Raw genomic sequence first — 19,643 nt, 5'->3', positions numbered from 1 at the left:
GCAAAGGTTTTAGCCGGGGCTAAGCGCCCCGCGGGCCGCCCCGCTCAAGCCCCGGCTTCCTCCGCCGCCGCGCCGTTGCGGCGCGCCGCCTCGCGGACGCGGCTGCGCTCGGCCTGGGCGCGGGCCTCGGCCGCCTTGCGGGCGTAGCGGCGGGCCTGCCAGCCGAAGCGGGCGGCGGCCGCGAGGGCGTCGAGCCGGGCGGCCTCCCGGTCCCAGTAGCCCACGAGCTGCCCGTCGAGGGTCAGGCGGGGGCGGCGCCCCGGGCTCCGGCCGCCGGCCTTGCGATCCTCCAGCATGGTGCCTCCCCGCGCGTGACGGGGCCGATGCTCGGGCGGCGCCGCGCCGGGGTCAAGCCGCATCCGCGTCGCGGGTCCGCATTGATCTTCGGCGCGGTTTTGTGCAGTTGGCGACCGATGCGCGTGGACCTGTTCGATTTCGATCTGCCGGAGGCGTCGATCGCGCTCCGGCCGGCGGAGCCGCGCGGGGCCGGACGCCTCCTCGTGGTGCGGCCCGGCGCCCCGGAGGCCGGCCTGGAGGACCGCGCGGTGCGCGACCTGCCGAGCCTCCTGCGGCCGGGCGACGCCCTCGTCTTCAACGACACCCGGGTGATCCCCGCCCGCCTGCACGGCCTGCGCACGCGGCCCGGCGCGCCGGGCCTGCGCATGGAGGCGATGCTGCACCTGCGCGCGGCGCCGGACACCTGGCGCGCCTTCGCGCGGCCGGCCAAGCGCCTCGCCCCCGGGGACCGGATCCGCTTCGGCGAGGCGGGCGCCGGCGCCGCCTGCGACCTCGGACAGCTCGACGCCACGGTCGCGGCGAAGGGGGAGGGCGGCGAGATCACCCTGCGCTTCGACCTCGCGGGGCCCCACCTCGATGAGCGCATCGCGGCGCTCGGCTCCCTGCCGCTGCCCCCCTACATCGCGGGCAGGCGCCCGGCGGACGCGCGGGACGCCACCGACTACCAGACGGTCTACGCCCGCGAGCCCGGGGCCGTGGCGGCGCCCACCGCCGGCCTGCACGTCTCCGAGGCGCTCCTCGCCGCCATCGACGCGGCCGGCGCGACCCGCCACAGCCTGACGCTCCACGTGGGCGCGGGCACCTTCCTGCCCGTCAAGGCGGAGGACACCGCGGCCCACCGCATGCACGCCGAGATCGGCCACCTCGACGCGGCGACCGCGGAGGCGCTCAACCGGGCCCGCGCGGCCGGCGGGCGGATCGTGGCGGTCGGCACCACGGCCCTGCGCCTCCTGGAGAGCGCGGCCGACCCGGAGGGGCGCCTGCACGCCTACGCGGGCGAGACGGAGATCTTCATCACCCCCGGCTACCGCTTCCGCGCGGTGGACGCCCTGATGACGAACTTCCACCTGCCGCGCTCGACCCTGTTCATGCTGGTCTCGGCCTTCTCGGGGCTCGAGACCATGCGGGCCGCCTACGCGCACGCCGTCGCGGCGGGCTACCGGTTCTACTCCTACGGCGACTCGAGCCTGCTGTTCCCGGGCCCCCGCGCCCCGACGACGCCCTGAGGCGAAGAGACCCGATGTCGACGCTCAGTTCCGCCTCCCCGGCCACCGGGGCTCCCCCACCGGGCGCGCCCGGGCCCACCGCGGACTTCGCCTTCGCGGTCGCGGCCACGGACGGGCAGGCCCGCACCGGCGCACTCACCATGCCCCGCGGTGTCATCCGCACCCCGGCCTTCATGCCGGTGGGCACCGCCGCGACCGTCAAGGCGATGTATCCGGAGCAGGTGCGCGACCTCGGCGCCGACGTGGTGCTCGGCAACACCTACCACCTGATGCTCCGCCCCGGGCCCGAGCGCATGGCCCGCCTCGGCGGGCTGCACCGCTTCATGCGCTGGGACGGGCCGATCCTCACGGATTCCGGCGGCTTCCAGGTGATGTCCCTCGCGAGCCTGCGGAAGCTCGACGAGCAGGGCGTCACCTTCCGCTCGCACGTGGACGGCTCGGCCCACCACATGAGCCCGGAGCGCTCGATCGAGATCCAGGGGCTCCTCGGCTCCGACATCCAGATGCAGCTCGACGAGTGCGTGCGGCTGCCCGCCGAGCCCGCGGAGGTGGAGCGCGCCATGCGCCTGTCCCTGCGCTGGGCCGAGCGCTGCCGGGCCGCCTTCGGCGAGCAGCGGGGCAAGGCCCTGTTCGGCATCGTCCAGGGCGGCGACGTCCCGGCCCTGCGGGTCGAGAGCGCCCGGACCCTCGTGGACCTCGACCTCAAGGGCTACGCGGTCGGCGGCCTCGCGGTGGGCGAGCCCCAGGCCGTGATGCTCGCGATGATCGAGACCGTCGAGCCGCACCTGCCGCGCGACAAGCCCCGCTACCTGATGGGGGTCGGCACGCCCGACGACATCCTGCGCGCGGTGGAGCGGGGCATCGACATGTTCGACTGCGTGATGCCGACGCGCGCGGGCCGCCACGGCCTCGCCTATACCCGCCACGGCCGGATCAACCTGCGCAACGCCCGCTACGCCGAGGAGACGGCCCCCCTCGACGAGGCCTCGTCCTGCCCCGCGGCGCGGGACTATGCCCGGGCCTACCTGCACCACCTCGTGCGCACCGACGAGATCCTCGGGATGATGCTGCTGACCTGGAACAACCTCGCCTACTACCAGGCGCTGATGGCCGGCATCCGCGCGGCGATCCGGGAGGGGCGCTTCGCGGACTTCGCGGGGGAGACGCGCGAGGCCTGGGCCCGGGCCGAGGCTGCACGAAAGCATTGATCGCGGATCTCTTGCTTGCACGATTGATAAAACAACTCTGAGACGTGTCGGTTTTTGCCTGCCTCGAAGCATCTCCGCCGCACTGCACACAAGAGCCTGCAGCGGTTTGACAGGCCAAGTCCGAAGCCCCTAGGACTGCACCCGTCGCGGATCCGCCCGTGACCTGTCGGATCTTTGCGTCGTGGATTCCAAGAAGCTCGTCATCATCGTCGCCGGCATGCATCGGAGCGGCACCTCCGCGCTGACCCGGGTGATCAACCTGCTCGGGATCGGCCTGCCCGAGGACCTGGTGCCGGGCTTTGCCGGCAACGAGCTCGGCCACTGGGAGCCCGAGGCGGTGGTGACGATCCACGACGCGATGCTGCGCGCGGCGGGATCGGACGTGAACGACGTCGTGGGCTTCGATCCCGCCTGGCTCGCCTCGCCGGAGGCGGGGGAGGGCCGCGCCCGCATCCGCGCCTTCCTGGAGGAGACCCTCGCCGCGACGCCGGCCGTGGTCCTCAAGGACCCGCGCATCTGCCTGGTGCTGCCGGTCTGGATCGAGGTGCTGCGGGAGCTCGGGATCCGCACCGCCTTCATCATCCCCTATCGCGATCCCGCCGAGGTGGCGATGTCGCTCGCCCGGCGACAGGCCCACTTCTTTCCCGACAGCGTCTGGCCGCCGGAGCGGGGGGGCCTCCTCTGGCTGCGCTACGTCACGGAGGCGGAGCGCTGGACCCGGGGCCTGCCCCGCGCCTTCGTGGCCTACGACGACCTCCTGGCCGACTGGCGGTCGGCGACCGGCCGCATCGGGGAGCAGCTCGGCCTGGACTGGCCGGAGGCGGGCCCCGGGAGCGCGGCGCGGATCGACGCCTTCCTGAGCAGCCAGCACAAGCACGAATCCGCCCGGGACGGCCGCGCCCTGCGGGAGCTCGACGCGGCCTGCCGGGCCCTCGACGGCCTGCAGGCGGACCCGGCGGGCACGCTCGACCTCGACCCCCTCGAAACCGGGCGCCTGCGCGGGGCGTATCTCGGCGCCTACGTGGCCGCGCTGGAGGCGAAGCTCGAGGCCTCAGGCGCCGCCGAGGCGGCCCGCGCCGCGCCGGCCGGGCAGGTCCCGGAGCCGGACGAGATCCTGCGGATCGGCGGCGGCTTCGCCTTCGAGGGCCTGTCCCGGGCCGCGCTCGCCTCCGGCACCGGTGAGGCCGCCCCGGCGGAGACGCTGGCCGGGTCGCTGCTCCGCCGACACCTCTGCGGTGGGGACGAGGGGCTGGAGGGTGAGACGGAGGCCGGGGAGGCGGCGGATCCGGCCGTGCTGGCCGAGGCGCTGCGCCGGGCGAGCCACGCCCTGCGGGTCACCCTGGCGGAGCAGGCGGAGGCTGCCGCGCAGGCGCGGGCGGAGGCCGAGGCGGCCCGGGCGGAGGCCGCGGCCGCGCACGCCGCGGGGGAGGCGCAGGCGGATGCCGCGCGCGCCGAGACCGAGGCCGCCCGGGCGGCCCTGGAAGGCCGCTTCGACGCGGAGATCGCGGCCCTGCGCGACGACCTCCGCGCCGAGACCGAGCGGCGCATCGGCCTGGAGGCTCGGCTGGCCGACCGCGACGCGCGCCTCGCGGCGCTGCGCGGCTTCAAGCGCGCGCGCCTCGGCCGGGAGCGCCGCACCGTGCTGCGGGTCGCGGGCCTCGCGCTGACGCGCGCCAAGGCGCCCGAGACGCGCCTGCGGGCACGGATGGAGCTGGTGCGGGGCTCGGGGCTGTTCGACGAGGCCTGGTACCTGGAGCGTCACGCGGACGTGGAGGGGACGGAGATGGATCCCCTCCAGCACTTCGTCCGCCACGGCAGCGCGGAGGGCCGCTCGCCGGGACCCGCCTTCGATGCCGGCCGCTACCTCACCGAGAACCCGGACGTCGCTCCCTCGGGCCTGGAGCCGCTGTTCCACTACCTCGCCCACGGGCGGGCCGAGGGCCGGCCGATCTTCGCGGTGCGCTGACGATGCCCCCCGTCCTCGGCTCGCTGTTCCCCTACGCCTACGACGTGCTCCTCGCGCACGGTTCGGAGGACGCCCCCGCGGAGGGCGCCGTTACCGTCGCGGTGAGCCTGTTCAACTACGCGGACTACGTGCTGGAGGCCCTCGAGTCCGTGCGCGCGCAGACGCACGGCCCCCTCGAGCTGATCGTCGTCGACGACGCCTCGACGGATGCGGGCGTGGCGCAGGTGCGGACCTGGATGGAGGCGCATCGCTGGCGCTTCGGGCGGATGCGCCTCGTGCGCCACACCGAGAACGCCGGCCTCCCGCAGGCCCGCAACACCGCCTTCGCGCTCGCCCGCACCGACCACGTCCTGGTGCTCGACGCCGACAACGCCCTGCACCCGCCCGCGATCGCCAAGCTGCACCGGGCGATCCGGCGGGGCGATTACGGCCTCGCCTACGCGCAGATCGAGCAGTTCGGCGCCGGGCGCAGCATCGGCCAGGCCTGGGCCTGGGACGCCGACCTCCTCGGCCGCGGCAACTACGTGGATGCCATGGCGCTGGTGGCGCGGGCGGCCTGGGCGCGGGCCGGCGGCTACGCCGCGCTCGACCTCGGCTGGGAGGATTACGACCTCTGGCTCACCTTCGCGGGGGCCGGCATCCGGGGCATCTTCGTGCCGGAGATCCTCTGCCGCTACCGGGTCCACGCGGCCTCGATGCTGCGGACCGGGACCGATCTGCGCCAGCACCGGGTCCGCGCCCAGATCGCGGCGCGCCACGGCCGGCTGCGGGAGTAGGGCGCGGCCAAGAGGCGGTCCAGGAGAAGTGGCGGCCGGTTCTCCGTCCGGACCGACGACATCAGAGAGGCTTAGGGTCCGTCCGCCGGCACCATGACCGGCGGACCCTAAGGATGGGCGAGGACCCGGTAGAAGCCGTCCGGGTCGTCCGCGCCGGTCTCCGCGGCCGCCCTGAGCCCCGCGACGATGCGGCCGGCCACCGGCAGGCGGTAGTGCAGGGCGTCCCAGTAGTTCGTGTCCCGCGTGGTGACCGGGGAGGGGATGCGGAAATCCACCACCGTCGCGCCCCGGCGCCGGCCGATCCGCGCGACCTCGGCCTTGCAGGCGGCCTCGCGCGCGCCCTGCGGGGTCCCGGGCCGGCCCTGCGCGGCGGCGTGGACCGGCATGAAGGCGACGAGCCTGGCCGCGCCCGGCGGCACCGCGCCGAGGAGCTCGTCGAGCCAGGGGAGCGCCGGCATGCCGGCGGCGTCCGGATCCGCGCCGGCGGGCTGCGGCGCGTCCTCCGGCTCGCCGAAGGCGGTTGCCCCGGCATGGATGTGGGCGGCGGCGCGGGCGGCGTCGTACTGCGCCTCCGGCGGCGTGAACACGCCGTAGCCGTCGGCCCGAAGCCGCGCGGGGGCGCGGCCGAGCCGGTGGAGCGCGACCCGGCCCGCGACGCCGAGGCTCTGCCAGTTCACCTGCCGGACAGCGTTCCAGGCGGCGGGGGTGCCGGGCTCGTAGAGCCAGGGCGGGAAGGGGCGGAAGGTCAGGAGCTGCCGATCGGCTTGCGCCTCGCACCAGGTCGCGTCGAGGGCAAACAGCACCGCCCGCACCGGCCCCCGGCGCAGGAACAGCCGCGCGAGCATCCGCTGCTCGTGGGGCGTCGCGGCGTTCATGGCGAGGTTGGCGAAGCGCCCCCCGAAGGCCCGGTCGAGGTCTTCCGGGTCGAGGAGGCGGGCCGTGGAGGTCCCGAACACGGCGGCATCGAAGGCGCCGCTGCGCACCACCTGCGGGTACATGAAGCGCTGGTTAAGATCCATCAGCGGCCCCGCCGGCCGGCCGGGCGCGGCGCGCAGGCCGTAGGGGTCCATTACCCCCACGAAAGCGATCGCCGCCGCGCCGAGGAGGAGCGCGGCGCCGAGGAAGGTCGCCGCGAAGGCGCGCCAGGGATCGGGGGCGAGGGTCGGCATGGCACGCGAAGCCTGAGCACCCGACCGTGGCGGCGGCAGGGCGGACACCGCGCCCGGTTGACCCCCGCCCGGCGCTCCCCTATTGCGGGCCAGCCTTCCGAAGCCCGGCCCTCGGCCCAGCGCGGCGGACGCGAGCGCGTAGCTCAGCTGGTAGAGCAACGGACTTTTAATCTGTAGGTCCTGGGTTCGAGCCCCAGCGCGCTCACCAACCATTCCAACGACTTACAGGCGCGCTTGGGTCTCCGTCGTGGCCCTCGGGTGCGGGGCATATCCGTCCCTGCGACAATCCCACCGTACCCGAACCGCAGGTCCGATCGGGGCGCTCGCGTGGTCGCTCCGGAAATTCGATGCCGGAACTGGCCGGCGCACATGACGTTACCCGGCAACCTCGATCACACAGCCGGGTGCACGCATGCCTCCCTCACACCCGCCCCTGGCGGCCCTCGCCGTCGCCATCGTCCTGACGACTGTCGCCCCGTCCGCCGCGCTGGCCCAGCCCGGCGACATCAAGGGACAGGACGTGATGGGCGACAAGAGCCGCAGCGCCAACGACGGCTGGAGCCAGGCACCGGTGCCCCGCGAGCAGTCGGCGGCCAAGGACGCGCCCGACCCCGGCGGCCGCTCGACGGCGCAGAACCGCGACCGGCCCGTTCCGGACGCCGGATCGAGCGACAATTCCGGCAGCGACCCGCAGGGGACGCTCGACCACCGCACGCCCGGGCCCTCCGGGCAGAACCCGGCCGCCCCGACCCGGTGAGCGCCCGGTGACAGGCGAGGAGCTGTGGCAAAAAATGCCGGATCGCCGGCTCGCAGTTGCGCTTGCTTCCGAAGCGTCCGCCTGCGAAAACCTCTGACTTAGAACAGATCGCATGTAGGAAGCGCCATGACCGTCGATGTGTCACGCCGCAGCTTGCTGAAGGGACTCGGTGTCGGCCTGGCCGGCGGCACCCTCGGCGCCCTCGGCTTCGGTGATCTTCAACCGGCGGCGGCGGCGGCCGTGCGTCCGTTCAAGCTCGCGCAGATGCGCGAGACCCGGAACACCTGCCCCTACTGCTCGGTGGCCTGCGGCGTCATCCTCTACAGCCTCGGCGACCGCTCGAAGAACGCGCGCTCGGCCGTGATGCACGTCGAGGGCGATCCCGACCATCCGGTCAACCGCGGCACGCTCTGCCCCAAGGGCTCGAGCCTCCTGGACTTCGTCCGCTCCGAGACGCGCACCAAGTACCCGATGTACCGGGCGCCCGGCACCGCCGAGTTCAAGCGCGTCTCCTGGGACTTCGCCCTCGACCGGATCGCCCGCCTGCTGAAGGACGACCGCGACCGGAACTTCGTGGCCAAGAACGGCGACCTGACGGTCAACCGGTGGATCACCACCGGCTTCCTCGGCGCCTCGGCCACCACCAACGAGACCGCCTGGCTCACCTACAAGACGGTCCGAAGCATGGGAGCCCTGGTCTTCGACAACCAGGCGAGGGTCTGACACGGCCCATCGGTCGCCAGTTTGGCGCCCTCCTTCGGCCGCGGTGCGATGACCAACCTCTGGATGGACATCAAGCACGCGGACCTCATCACGGTGATGGGCGGCAATGCCGCCGAGGCTCACCCCTGCGGCTTCAAGTGGGTGGTGGAGGCCAAGGCGCACAACAACGCCAAGCTCATCGTCATCGACCCGCGCTTCACCCGCACCGCATCGGTCGCGGATCTCTACTGCCCGATCCGGCAGGGGAGCGACATCGCGTTCCTGTCCGGCGTCGCCAAGTACCTGATCGATAACGACAAGCTTCAGCACCGCTACCTCACGGCCTACTCGAACGCCGCCTTCGTGGTGAAGGAGGGCTACGGGTTCGCGGAGGGCCTGTTCTCCGGCTACTCCGAGGACAAGCGCGACTACGACAAGACCGAGTGGGACTACGAGATCGGGCCGGACGGCTACGCGGTCGTCGACGAGACGATGCAGCATCCGCGCTGCGTGATGCAGCTTCTGAAGAAGCACGTCGCGATCTACACGCCCGAGATGGTCGAGCGGATCTGCGGCTCGCCCAAGGAGACCTTCCTGAAGGTCTGCCAGATGATCGCCGAGACGGCATCGCCCGAGAAGACGATGACGTCGCTCTACGCGCTCGGCTGGACGCACCACTCCAAGGGCTCGCAGAACATCCGCTCGATGTGCATCGTGCAGACGCTGCTCGGCAACATCGGCATGCTGGGCGGCGGCATGAACGCGCTGCGCGGCCACTCGAATATCCAGGGGCTCACGGATGTCGGGCTGATGAGCAACCTCATCCCCGGCTACCTGAACATCCCGATCGAGAAGGAGCCGGACTACGCGAGCTACATCGCAAAGCGGCAGTTCAAGCCGCTGCGCCCCGGCCAGATGAGCTACTGGCAGAACTACAACAAGTTCTTCATCTCCTTCCAGAAGGCGATGTGGGGCGACAAGGCGCAGAAGGACAACGACTGGGCCTACGACTACCTGCCGAAGCTCGACGTGCCGACCTACGACGTGATCCGCGGGTTCGAGCTCGCCAAGCAGGGCAAGATGACGGGCTACGTCATCCAGGGCTTCAATCCCCTGCTGTCGTTCCCGAATCGCGCCAAGATGACCGAGGCGTTCTCGAAGATGAAGTTCGTCGTGGTCATGGACCCGCTCCAGACCGAGACGGCGCGCTTCTGGGAGAACCACGGCGAGTACAACGACGTCGATCCCTCGAAGATTCAGACCGAGGTCTTCGAGCTGCCGACGACGCTGTTCGCGGAGGAGGAGGGCTCCCTCTCGAACTCCTCGCGCTGGCTGCAGTGGCACTGGCAGGCGCAGGAGCCACCCGGCGAGTGCCGCTCGGACATCGAGATCATGTCCGGCCTCTTCCTTCGCATGCGGGAGATGTACAGGAACGAGGGCGGCGCCTACGCGGAGCCGATCGTCAACCTCACCTGGAACTACGCGATCGCGCATTCGCCCACGCCGGTGGAGCTGGCGCGCGAGCTGAACGGCTACACCGTCGCTCCGATCCAGGATGCCTCGGGCGCCACGCTCCCCGCCGGGCGGCAGCTCGACGGCTTCGCGCAACTGAAGGACGACGGCTCCACCGCGTGCGGCTGCTGGATCTATTCCGGCTGCTACACCGAGAAGGGCAACACCATGGCCCGCCGGGACAACACCGATCCGGGCGACCGCGGCATCGCGCCGAACTGGGCCTTCGCCTGGCCGGCCAACCGCCGCGTCCTCTACAACCGCGCCTCGTGCGACCCCGAGGGGAAGCCGTGGTCGGAGAAGAAGAAGCTCATCGAGTGGAACGGCAAGCAGTGGGTCGGCTTCGACGTGCCGGACTACGGCGTGACGGTCGCGCCCGACAAGAACGTCGGGCCCTTCATCCTGAACCAGGAGGGCGTCGCCCGCCTGTGGACCCGGGGCCTGATGCGCGACGGTCCGTTCCCGACGCACTACGAGCCCTTCGAGTCGCCCGTGGCCAACGTGCCCTTCCCGAAGATGAAGGGCGCGCCCGCCGCGCGGATCTTCAAGGGGGACCTCGCGGATCTCGGAACCTCGGAGGAGTTCCCCTACGCGGCGACGAGCTACCGTCTCACCGAGCACTTCCACGGCTGGACCAAGCATTCGAAGATCAACGCGATCCTCCAGCCGGAGGCCTTCGTGGAGATCGGCGAGGTGCTGGCCCGCGAGAAGGGCATCGCCAAGGGCGACTGGGTGCGGGTCTGGTCGAAGCGGGGCTCGGTCAAGGCCAAGGCGGTGGTGACGAAGCGGATCAGGCCGCTGATCTGCGACGGCAAGACCGTCCACGTCGTCGGCATGCCCCAGCACTGGGGCTTCATCGGGCAGACGAAGAAGGGGTGGCACCCGAACTCGCTGACGCCGGTCGTGGGCGATGCCAACACCGAGACGCCGGAGTTCAAGGCGTGGCTCGTCAACATCGAGCGCACCACGCCGCCGGCCGACCGGATCGCGTGAGGGAGGGCTGAACCATGGCAGACTACAGCTCCCTCGACATCCGGCAGCGCTCCGCCTCCACGGACCAGCCGCCGGCCATCCGCGCGCACGAGGAGGTGGCCAAGCTCATCGACGTCTCGAAGTGCATCGGCTGCAAGGCCTGCCAGGCGGCGTGCGAGGAGTGGAACGACCTGCGCGACGACGTGGGCGTCAATGTCGGCGTCTACGACAACCCGCACGACCTCACGGCCAAGACGTGGACCCTGATGCGGTTCACGGAATACGAGAACGCCGAGACCAACAACCTCGAATGGCTGATCCGCAAGGACGGCTGCATGCACTGCTCCGACCCGGGCTGCCTCAAGGCCTGTCCGTCGCCCGGCGCGATCATCCAGTACTCCAACGGCATCGTCGACTTCGTCGAGGAGAACTGCATCGGCTGCGCCTACTGCGTGAAGGGCTGCCCGTTCAACATCCCGCGGATCTCGAAGGTCGACCACAAGGCCTACAAGTGCACGCTCTGCTCGGACCGCGTCGCGGTCGGCCAGGCGCCGGCCTGCGCCAAGGCCTGCCCCACCGGCGCGATCATGTTCGGCACCAAGGAGGCGATGGTCGAGCAGGCCCACGACCGGATCGAGGATCTCAAGTCGCGTGGGTTCGGCCAGGCGGGCCTCTACGACCCGAAGGGCGTGGGCGGCACGCACGTGATGTACGTGCTGCACCACAACGACAAGCCGCACCTCTACAACGGCCTGCCGGACGATCCGCGGATCTCGCCGCTGGTCGCCTTCTGGAAGGGCGGCGCCAAGGTGTTCGGCCTCGCCACGATGGGCTTCGCGGCGCTCGCGGGCTTCTTCCACTACGTCACCGCCGGGCCGAACGAGGTGGTGCCCGAGGAGGAGGAGGAGGCGATCGACCTGAAGGACCGCGCGAACCGGGACCGCGGCAACGAGGCCCGGCCGTCCTGAACGAGACTGCCCCGGCGCGGCGGGCGGCCGCGTCGGGCCCGGATGATGAGAGAGCGAGACAGGCGCAATGACGCTCCACACCGACATTCGCGACGGCGAGGGCCGCCCCCTGCGTGCGGTGAAGTCCGAGGCGCCCGAGATCCTCTACGTGCCGCGCTACACGGGTCTGCAGCGGGTGAACCACTGGATCACCGCGATCCTGTTCACCCTGCTGACCCTGTCGGGGCTCGCGATGTTCACCCCCTTCCTCAACTTCCTCACCGGCCTGTTCGGCGGGGGCCAGGCCACGCGGGCGATCCATCCCTGGCTCGGCGTGGCCCTCGTGGTGAGCTTCGCGCTGCTGTTCCTGCGCTTCTGGCGGCTCAACATCCCGAACCGCGACGACGTGGAATGGTCGAAGCGGATCGGTGACGTCGTGACGAACCGCGAGGACCGGCTGCCCGAACTCGGCAAGTACAATGCGGGCCAGAAGGGCGTGTTCTGGGGCCAGACCGCGCTGATCGCGATCATGTTCGTCACCGGCATCCTGATCTGGGACCAGTACTTCACCGGCTACACCACGATCGAGACGCAGCGCTGGGCCCTGCTCGGCCACTCGCTCGCGGCGGTGATCGCCATCGCGATCATCCTGGTTCACATCTATGCGGGCATCTGGGTTCGCGGCACCGGCCGGGCGATGGTGCGCGGCACGGTGACGGGGGGCTGGGCCTATCGTCACCATCGCAAGTGGCTCCGGCAGATCACGTCCGCGCTGCCGACCAAGTCCGGCTCGTCGAACGAGCGCGGACACTAGGAGCGTGGCAGGCTTCTTCAAACGTCCGCCGAAGTCCGGCGCGGAGCCGGTCACGACGCCCGAGCGGGGGCCGCGCAGGCTCGAGGAGATCAAGCCCGATCCCGACCGCATCGGGATCTCGGGCTCGGTGCCGTTCGCACGCATGCCGGCCCCGGACACGGTCTTTGCCGAGCGTGCCGCCCGCTTCCGCACGCTCGCGGTCGACCACCCCCTCGGGGGCTACCTCGCCTTCCTGGCCCATGTCGCCGACGCGCAGGCCGCGGTTCGGGCCGAGCGGCGCGCCCGGAGCGAGACCGTGGCGGCCCTGTCGGCGGAGGACCTCGCCCTGCGGGCCGAGCACGGCATGCCGGCGCTTGCGCGCAGCCTGCTCGCCGACGACCCCGCCTTCGCCAGCATCGTCACGCGGCTGTTGGCGGCCATCGACCTCGCGCAGGCCCCGGCCGCGGCGCGGGCCGCCCGCGACGCGCTCGCGGCTGCGACGCCGGACGACCGGCTCGACCTCGCCGTGCAGATCTTCGAGGGAGCGCTTCCGGTCGAGCGGATGGCGGAGTGCGTGTTCGTCTCCGCCGCGCTCCAGGTGTTCCTGGCCGAGCACGCGGCGCATCTCGACCCGAAGCGCCTGAAGCCGGTGGCCGACGGGGTCTGCCCGGCCTGCGGCGGCGCGCCCTGCGCCAGCCTGATCGTGTCCTTCACCCCCGCCGACAAGGCGCGCTATCTCGCCTGCACCCAGTGCGGCACGCTGTGGAACCACGTCCGCATCCGCTGCACCGCCTGCGGCTCGGGCGAGGATGTCACCTACCTCGGCCTGGACGAGGTCTCGAAGGACGTGCAGGTCGAGGCCTGCGGCACGTGCCACGGCTACGTCAAGCACCTGCATCAGCACCGGGATCCGGCCCTCGACCCCGTCGCCGACGACGTCGCCTCCTACGGCCTCGACCTGAAGGTTGCCGAGGACGGCTTCCGCAAGGTCGGCCTCAACCTGCTCTTCGTGAGCTGACCGCCGCTCCGATGCAGCGCTCAACGCCGCTCGATCAGCGTCAGTCTGCCCTCAGCCCTGCCGGCTTCGAGAGCTGAGCATCGAAGCCTCCATTCCTGCGGCGGCTGCTTGCACCGCGGGGAGCCCGGCTGCGCGGCGGACGCGGGGGAATGTCTGGCGCTACCCCCTTCGGCGTCCGGACGGGCCGCTCAGTTCCGGCGCAGGCCGAGCTGCGACTTGTCCGTGAGCCGGTCGTTGCGGAACGTCAGCGTCAGGTTGGCGCCGTAGGTGCCGTGCCCGGGCCAGGAATAGGTGGCGCGCCGGCTTCGCCCGATGGTCAGGTGCGAGACCCGCCGGCCGTCGCAGCCGAGGAGCATCCGCACTTTCCGGTAAGGCATCCCGGTCTTGAGTGCGTCGTAGCGCGTGCGGTCGACGCGGCAGCCCGTCTCCGCCGCGGCCGGCGCGGGCAGGACGAGGATTGCCAGGACGAGGGTGATCGGACCCACGGGTCGCATCGGGGGATCAGCCCGGCTCGCCGGAGGCACGCCCGTCCGCCTTCGCGGGGGGCTTGGCCGAAGGCTCGGCCGCGTCGTCGGCATCCGCCGACCGGATCTCCACCTTGAGGTCCTGGCGCATGTCCTGGATGTGGTCCGTCACCACCCGCTCGCCGGCCTTGAGGCCGGCCAGGATCGCGGTGTCCTCGCCGAAGCTGTCGCCCGTCGTCACGGGCTTCTGGCGCACGACGCCCTGATCGTCGACGACGTAGACGATCTGCTGGGCGAGCCGCGCCGACAGCGCGATCGTGGGGACCAGGAGCTTGTCCTGCGTGCCGGTCTTCACCTGCGCGCGCACGAACTGTCCGGGCAGGAAGCGCTCGTCGTCGTTCGGCAGCAGGGCGCGCACCAGGCGGCGCGCCGTGCGGGGATCGAAGCGGTTGTCGAGCTGGTAGACCGTCGCGTCCCGCACGGGCTTGCCGGCCTCGTCCAGCACCGCGACGGTCACGGGGCCGGCGTGCATCGCCTCGCGCAGCGCCTCGGAATCCTCGGAGGAGAGCGCCAGCTGCACGTCGATCGGGTCGAGCTGCACCACCGTGACGAGCTGCGTCTGGTTCTCGATGACGAGATCGCCCGGGTTGATGGTCGACAGGCTCGCCCGTCCGTCGAAGGGCGCGTTCACCACCGCGTAGTCGAGGTTGAGGTTCTGGCGCGCGATCGCGGCCTCGGCCCCCTGGACCTGGGCGGTGGCGCCGGCCGCGTTCGACTGGAGCTGCTGGAGGCGCTGCTCCGAGGCGTAGCCCTTATCGGCCAGGGTATCGGTCCGGTTGACCTCGGCCTGCGCGAACTGGAGCTGCGCCTTGGCCTGCGCCTCCTGGGCCTGCGCCTGGGCCAGCGCCACCTGGAACGGGCGCGGATCGATCCGGAACAGCACCTGCCCCTTCTTCACGTGCCCGCCCGGCTCGAAGGGCCGCTCGGTGACGTTGCCGGTCACCCGGGCCTGCAGGGCCGCGTCCTGCTGCGCGATGATCGTGCCCGTGTAGGTGAAGCTGATCGGCACCGAGCGGGTCCGCGCGGTCGCGGTCGTCACGGCGATCGGCGGGTCGGCCTCCGCCTTCTCGGCCGGCCGGTCCGACCACGGCAGCGCGGCGAGCATCGCCGCGGGCTCGGGCCGGCCCATGGCGAACCAGCCGCCGGCCGCCAGGACCAGAGCGGCGCCACATCCGAGCAACCCGTACCGAATCCCCGCCCGCACGCCGCCGTCTCCCCCGCCCGAGGCGCACCGGGCGCCGAACCGGACGGGGAACTCGCCAAACGCGATCGCGTTGCACGCCCGGTCCTCGCGGCCGCCCATCCAGCGTCGAGGTTCGATGTTCGCCCGCTTCGTCGACCGGCCGATCCTGGCGGCCGTGATCTCCGTGCTGATCACCCTGATCGGTGCCGTGGCGGGCCTGACGCTGCCGATCGCCCAGTTCCCCGAGATCGCGCCGCCGATCATCAACATCCAGGCGACCTATCCGGGCGCCAGCGCGCAGCAGGCCTACGATGCGGTCACGACGCCGCTGGAGCAGGAGATCAACGGCGCCCAGCACCTGCTCTACATCGCCTCGACCAGCAACACCGACGGCAGCGTCAACCTCGACGCGACCTTCGAGATCGGCTCCGATCTCGACGCCGCCGCCGCCGAGGTGCTGACCCGGGCCAACCGCGCGGAGGCGAAGCTGCCGGCCTCGGTGCGCGCGCAGGGCCTCGAGATCCAGAAGAGCTCGCGCCAGCGCCTCGGCAACATCGTGCTCTACGCCGATCCCGGCTCGCCCTACGACGAGCTGTTCCTCGCCAACTGGGCCGAGACGCAGGTCATCAAGCCCCTGCGCCGGGTCGACGGCATGGGCCGCATCCAGAACTTCTCGCAGAAGCGCTACGCCATGCGGCTGTGGCTCGACCCGGTGAAGATGGAGGCGCTGGCGATCAGCCCCGACGCGGTGATCCGGGCGGTGAGCCAGCAGAACGAGCAGATCACCACGGGGTCCCTCGGCAAGCCGCCGACCGACGGGCAGCCGACCCCCTTCGAGCTGCAGGTGGTCACGCAGGGCCGGCTGAGCCAGCCGCAGGAATTCGCCAACATCCTGCTGCGGGCCAACCCGGACGGCTCCGTCGTGCGGGTCCGGGACGTGGCGCGGGTCGAACTGGGCTCGGAGCAGTACGGCGTGCGCTCCAGCTTCGACGGGCAGCCCTCGGCGACGCTCGGCCTCTACCAGACCCCCGGCGCCAACGCGGTCCACGTGATGGACGGGGTGCGCGCCGCCATGGCCGAGCTCGCGCAGCGCTTCCCGCCCGGGCTCAAGTACAAGATCGCCCTCGACCGCACCGAGTTCGTCCGCGAGGCGATCCGCGAGGTGGTGCACACCCTGTTCGAGGCGCTCGTCCTCGTCGTGGTCGTCACCTACCTGTTCCTGCAGAACTGGCGCGCGACGCTGATCCCCACCATCGCCGTGCCGGTGGCCCTCGTCGGGACCTTCGGCCCGATGGCGCTCCTCGGCTTCTCCTTCAACACCCTGAGCCTGCTCGGCATGGTGCTGGCGGTCGGCCTCGTGGTCGACGACGCGATCATCGTGGTCGAGAACACCGAGCGGCTGATGGACGAGGGGATGGAGCCCCGCCCCGCCGCCCGCGAGGCGGTGAACGAGGTCGCCGGCCCGGTGATCGCCACCACGCTGGTGCTCGCCGCCCTGTTCGTGCCGGTGGCCTTCATCCCCGGCCTGACCGGCCAGCTCTACAACCAGTTCGCCCTGACCATCGCGATCTCCGTGATCATCTCGGCCCTGGTCTCGCTGACCCTGACGCCGGCGCTCTGCGGGCTCATCCTGAAGCACCGGCCCGAGGGGGCGCAGACCGGCCGGAGCCGGTGGAAGGCGCCGCTGCGCCTCTTCAACCGGGTGCTGGAGCGGTCCGCGGGCCTCCTCACCGCGGTGATCGGCCGGCTGACCCGTCACCTCGTGCTCGTCGGCCTCGGCTTCGCGGCCTTCGCGGCCCTCACCGTGGTCCTGGTGATGCAGCGCCCGACCGGCTTCGTGCCGAACGAGGACCAGGGCTACTTCTTCGCCGACGTCGCCCTGCCGAAGGGCGCCTCGGTGACGCGCACCGACCGGATGGTGGAGCGCCTCGGCCGGGCCCTGCGGGACATGCCCGAGGTGGAGCACACGATCGGGGTGGTCGGGCGCAGCGTGCTGGCCGACGCCGTGGCGCCGTTCTACGGCTTCGAGATCCCGACCCTGAAGCCCTGGGGGGAGCGGGCGGCCTCGGCCGACGACATCATCGCGCGCGTGCAGAAGCAGTTCCGGCACGATCCGGACGGGAAGGTGCGGGTGGTCAACCCCTCGCCCCTGCCCGGGCTCGGCACGCGCAGCGGCCTGACCCTGGAGATCCAGGACCGCAGCGGCGCCGGGGGCATCCAGCTCGCCGAGGCGGCGCAGCGCTTCATCGACCAGTTGTCCCGGAGCCCCAACATCGCCCAGGCGCTTCCGACGACGAGCTACGGCGTCCCGCAGATCCGGCTGGAGATCGACCGGGCCAAGGCCGAGCAGCTCGGCGTGCCGCTCCAGAACCTGTTCGACGCGCTGGGGACCTATATCGGGTCGAGCTTCGTCAACCTCTTCAACCGCTTCGGCTTCGTCTACCAGGTCTATGTGCAGAGCGAGGCCACCGGCCGGCGCACGATCCAGGACCTGGAGGCCCTGCCGGTCCTCAACGGGCGCGGAGAGCCGGTGCGGATCGGCTCGCTGGTGCGGGCGACCTTCACGACCGGGCCCACCGCCGTCCTGTCCTACAACACCTACCCGGCCATCGAGGTGGCGATCGAGGTGGCCGCCAGCGCGAGCTCCGGCACGGTGCTGAAGGAGGTCGAGGCGCTGGCCAAGAGCCGGCTGCCCGGGGACTACGCCGTGGAATGGACCGACGTGGCCTATCAGGAGAAGGTCGCGGGCGGCTACGCGCCGCTGATCTTCGGCCTCGGCGTGCTGATGATCTTCCTGCTGCTCGCCGGGCAGTACGAGTCGCTGCGCCTGCCCTTCGTGATCCTGCTCGCCACGCCGATCGCGATCTTCGGCGCGGTGGCCTTCCTGGCCGTCCGGGGGCTCGAGCTCGACATCTTCGGGCAGATCGGCCTCCTGCTCCTGGTGGGCCTGGCCGCCAAGAACTCGATCCTCCTCGTGTCCTTCGCCGAGGACCTGCGCCGCCAGGGCGAGGACGTCCTGAAGGCGGCCCAGGACGCGGCGCGCCTGCGCATGCGCCCCATCCTCATGACCTCCTTCGCCTTCATCACCGGCTCGATCCCCCTCGCCATCGCCGGCGGCGCGGGCGCCCACGCGCGCGTCTCCATGGGGACCGTGGTGATCGGCGGCCTCGTCGTGGCGACCTTCATCACGCTGTTCGTCACGCCGACCTTCTACGTCGCCTTCGAGCGGCTGCTCGGGGGACGCGAGGCCGCCGCGGAGCCGCAGCCCGGGGGTGCCCCCCAGCCGGCCGAGTAGCGCCGCCGGTCCGCCGCGGCGGCAGCACCTGGGAGTTCCCGTGAGCGTGAAGAGCGTCGTGCCGCGCTGGCGGCTGATCCTGTCCCGGACCCTGCGCCAGGCCTGGGTCCGCGCCGCGCTCTACTGCCTCGGCGGGATCCTGGCGGCCCTGCTCGCCTGGCGCTTCCAGTTCCACGTCGAGGAGACGTTTGCCCTCAGCGTCGGCGCCGACGCCGTCGGCAACGTGCTGAGCATCCTCGCCTCCTCGATGCTGACGGTGACGACCTTCTCGCTGACCGTGCTGGTCAACGCCCTCGGCTCCGCCTCGTCGGGCGTGACGCCCCGCGCCACCACCCTGTGGAGCGAGGACCGGCGGGCCCACGACGCGCTGGCGACCTTCCTCGGCGCGTTCATGTTCTCGGTGGTGGGGATCATCGCCCTGTCGACCCGCCTCTACGGGCCGGGCGGACGCCTCGTGCTGCTCGGCGCGACGATCGTGGTCATCGGCCTCATCGTCGTGACGCTGCTGCGCTGGATGCAGCAGCTCACCCGCTTCGGCCGGGTCGGCGAGACGATCCGGCTCGTCGAGCGGGCGGCGTCCCTGGCGCTCAGCGCCCGCCGCGACCGGCCGCACCTCGGCGGGATCCCCCCGGACCCGGGCCATCGCCACGCGCGGCCGGTCCACGCGGACCGGATCGGCTACGTGCAGCACATCGACATGGCGGTGCTGACGCGGGCGCTGGGCGGCCGGGACGTGATGCTGGACGTGGCCGCCCTCCCGGGGGCGTTCGTCCACACCGCCACGCCCCTGGCCTTCGTGGATCCGGACATGGACCCCGCCGACGCCGCGGCGGTGCGGGGGGCCTTCCTCGTGGCGGACGATCGCGCGTGGGAGCAGGATCCGCGCTTCGGCCTGTCGGTCCTCGCGGAGATCGGATCGAAGGCCCTCCCGCCGACCGCCGCCGATTACGGGACCGCCATCGCGGTGATCGGTGCGGGCCTGCGCGTGCTCGCGGGCTGGATCCCGGGGGAGGGCGACCGGCGGCCCGAACCGGAGCACCCGCGCATCCGCGTCCCGGCCCTGTCGGCGGACGACCTGATCGCGGACTTCTTCCATCCGCTGGCCCGCGAGGGGGCCGGGATCGTGCAGGTCGGCGTGCGGCTGCAGAAGGCGCTGGGGGCGCTGCGGAGCCTCTCCCCGGAGCGCTTCGGCGACGCCGCCGCGCGCGCCTCGGCCCTGGTGGCGGAGCACGCGGACGCCGCCCTGACGGTTCCGTCCGAGAAGGCGGCCGTCGAGGCCCTGAGGTTGCGCTGAGGCG

General features: G+C 72.0%; 15 protein-coding genes and 1 tRNA gene. 12 read left to right on the top strand and 4 right to left on the bottom strand.

All coding sequences use genetic code 11. From position 1 onward, the window contains the following. Nucleotides 1–44: 44 nt before the first annotated feature. The gene (locus ACLBXP_RS17060) at nucleotides 45–296 is read right to left on the bottom strand and encodes a hypothetical protein (protein ID WP_447668946.1); all 252 of its coding nucleotides are present in this window, start codon (nucleotides 294–296) and stop codon (nucleotides 45–47) included. A 117-nt stretch (nucleotides 297–413) separates the two neighbouring features. Between ACLBXP_RS17060 and queA the strand changes: the two genes are divergently transcribed. From queA to ACLBXP_RS17040, 4 genes are all read left to right on the top strand, one after another. Next, entirely contained in the window at nucleotides 414–1,523 is a 1,110-nt protein-coding gene (gene queA / locus ACLBXP_RS17055; protein ID WP_447668945.1) for a tRNA preQ1(34) S-adenosylmethionine ribosyltransferase-isomerase QueA, read from the top strand. Between the two features lie 14 nt (nucleotides 1,524–1,537). Further along, entirely contained in the window at nucleotides 1,538–2,731 is a 1,194-nt protein-coding gene (gene tgt, locus ACLBXP_RS17050) for a tRNA guanosine(34) transglycosylase Tgt (RefSeq protein WP_447668944.1), read from the top strand. A gap of 181 nt (nucleotides 2,732–2,912) precedes the next feature. Further along, nucleotides 2,913–4,697 carry a sulfotransferase family protein gene (locus tag ACLBXP_RS17045; protein WP_447668943.1) on the top strand — a complete coding sequence of 595 codons (1,785 nt, stop codon included), beginning with the start codon at nucleotides 2,913–2,915 and terminating at the stop codon, nucleotides 4,695–4,697. A 2-nt stretch (nucleotides 4,698–4,699) separates the two neighbouring features. Next, nucleotides 4,700–5,473 (top strand): glycosyltransferase family 2 protein, encoded by a 774-nt coding sequence (locus tag ACLBXP_RS17040; RefSeq protein ID WP_447668942.1) that lies wholly within the window; start codon nucleotides 4,700–4,702, stop codon nucleotides 5,471–5,473. Nucleotides 5,474–5,580: 107 nt separating this feature from the next. Here the strand turns inward: ACLBXP_RS17040 and ACLBXP_RS17035 are convergent, their stop codons facing one another. Beyond that, nucleotides 5,581–6,642: a hypothetical protein gene (locus ACLBXP_RS17035; protein WP_447668941.1), complete on the bottom strand. Its 1,062-nt coding sequence runs from the start codon at nucleotides 6,640–6,642 to the stop codon at nucleotides 5,581–5,583. 132 nt (nucleotides 6,643–6,774) lie between these two features. On the opposite strand from ACLBXP_RS17035, the gene ACLBXP_RS17030 reads away from it, so the two are divergent. From ACLBXP_RS17030 to fdhE, 6 genes are all read left to right on the top strand, one after another. After that, nucleotides 6,775–6,850: transfer RNA gene (locus tag ACLBXP_RS17030), tRNA-Lys, on the top strand. A gap of 204 nt (nucleotides 6,851–7,054) precedes the next feature. Beyond that, the gene (locus ACLBXP_RS17025) at nucleotides 7,055–7,399 is read left to right on the top strand and encodes a hypothetical protein (RefSeq protein WP_447668940.1); all 345 of its coding nucleotides are present in this window, start codon (nucleotides 7,055–7,057) and stop codon (nucleotides 7,397–7,399) included. A 126-nt stretch (nucleotides 7,400–7,525) separates the two neighbouring features. Beyond that, entirely contained in the window at nucleotides 7,526–10,606 is a 3,081-nt protein-coding gene (gene fdnG, locus ACLBXP_RS17020) for a formate dehydrogenase-N subunit alpha (RefSeq protein ID WP_447668939.1), read from the top strand. A gap of 14 nt (nucleotides 10,607–10,620) precedes the next feature. Further along, on the top strand, nucleotides 10,621–11,553 hold the full coding sequence (fdxH, locus tag ACLBXP_RS17015; RefSeq protein WP_447668938.1) for a formate dehydrogenase subunit beta: 933 nt from the start codon (nucleotides 10,621–10,623) through the stop codon (nucleotides 11,551–11,553). Between the two features lie 67 nt (nucleotides 11,554–11,620). Next, complete coding sequence (locus ACLBXP_RS17010; RefSeq protein ID WP_447668937.1) at nucleotides 11,621–12,346, top strand: formate dehydrogenase subunit gamma; 726 nt, start codon at nucleotides 11,621–11,623, stop codon at nucleotides 12,344–12,346. A gap of 4 nt (nucleotides 12,347–12,350) precedes the next feature. Next, the gene (gene fdhE / locus ACLBXP_RS17005) at nucleotides 12,351–13,343 is read left to right on the top strand and encodes a formate dehydrogenase accessory protein FdhE (RefSeq protein WP_447668936.1); all 993 of its coding nucleotides are present in this window, start codon (nucleotides 12,351–12,353) and stop codon (nucleotides 13,341–13,343) included. A 188-nt stretch (nucleotides 13,344–13,531) separates the two neighbouring features. Here fdhE and ACLBXP_RS17000 read toward each other — a convergent pair whose 3' ends face one another. Next, a complete protein-coding gene (locus ACLBXP_RS17000) occupies nucleotides 13,532–13,837 on the bottom strand; it encodes a DUF3862 domain-containing protein (protein ID WP_447668935.1) in 306 nt (101 codons plus the stop codon). Nucleotides 13,838–13,844: 7 nt separating this feature from the next. Further along, a complete protein-coding gene (locus ACLBXP_RS16995) occupies nucleotides 13,845–15,071 on the bottom strand; it encodes an efflux RND transporter periplasmic adaptor subunit (protein WP_447668934.1) in 1,227 nt (408 codons plus the stop codon). A 115-nt stretch (nucleotides 15,072–15,186) separates the two neighbouring features. Here ACLBXP_RS16995 and ACLBXP_RS16990 point away from each other — a divergent pair, with 115 nt between their 5' ends. Together ACLBXP_RS16990 and ACLBXP_RS16985 are read left to right on the top strand one after the other, a co-directional pair. Beyond that, entirely contained in the window at nucleotides 15,187–18,345 is a 3,159-nt protein-coding gene (locus ACLBXP_RS16990) for an efflux RND transporter permease subunit (protein WP_447668933.1), read from the top strand. A gap of 40 nt (nucleotides 18,346–18,385) precedes the next feature. Further along, nucleotides 18,386–19,639 (top strand): DUF2254 domain-containing protein, encoded by a 1,254-nt coding sequence (locus tag ACLBXP_RS16985; protein WP_447668932.1) that lies wholly within the window; start codon nucleotides 18,386–18,388, stop codon nucleotides 19,637–19,639. The last annotated feature ends 4 nt before the right edge of the window (nucleotides 19,640–19,643 follow it).

It is taken from the genome of Methylobacterium sp. A54F (assembly GCF_053346035.1).
The sequence above is the reverse complement of the archived record's forward strand: the minus strand, read 5'-3'. Positions and strand labels throughout refer to the sequence as shown.

Excerpts from the sequence above, each read along its gene's own strand:
- ACLBXP_RS17060 (WP_447668946.1), bottom strand. The coding sequence starts at position 296 with ATGCTGGAGGATCGCAAGGCCGGCGGCCGGAGCCCGGGGCGCCGCCCC.
- queA (WP_447668945.1), top strand. The coding sequence starts at position 414 with ATGCGCGTGGACCTGTTCGATTTCGATCTGCCGGAGGCGTCGATCGCG.
- tgt (WP_447668944.1), top strand. The coding sequence starts at position 1,538 with ATGTCGACGCTCAGTTCCGCCTCCCCGGCCACCGGGGCTCCCCCACCG.
- ACLBXP_RS17040 (WP_447668942.1), top strand. The coding sequence starts at position 4,700 with ATGCCCCCCGTCCTCGGCTCGCTGTTCCCCTACGCCTACGACGTGCTC.
- ACLBXP_RS17035 (WP_447668941.1), bottom strand. The coding sequence starts at position 6,642 with ATGCCGACCCTCGCCCCCGATCCCTGGCGCGCCTTCGCGGCGACCTTC.
- ACLBXP_RS17025 (WP_447668940.1), top strand. The coding sequence starts at position 7,055 with ATGCCTCCCTCACACCCGCCCCTGGCGGCCCTCGCCGTCGCCATCGTC.
- fdxH (WP_447668938.1), top strand. The coding sequence starts at position 10,621 with ATGGCAGACTACAGCTCCCTCGACATCCGGCAGCGCTCCGCCTCCACG.
- ACLBXP_RS17010 (WP_447668937.1), top strand. The coding sequence starts at position 11,621 with ATGACGCTCCACACCGACATTCGCGACGGCGAGGGCCGCCCCCTGCGT.
- ACLBXP_RS17000 (WP_447668935.1), bottom strand. The coding sequence starts at position 13,837 with ATGCGACCCGTGGGTCCGATCACCCTCGTCCTGGCAATCCTCGTCCTG.
- ACLBXP_RS16990 (WP_447668933.1), top strand. The coding sequence starts at position 15,187 with ATGTTCGCCCGCTTCGTCGACCGGCCGATCCTGGCGGCCGTGATCTCC.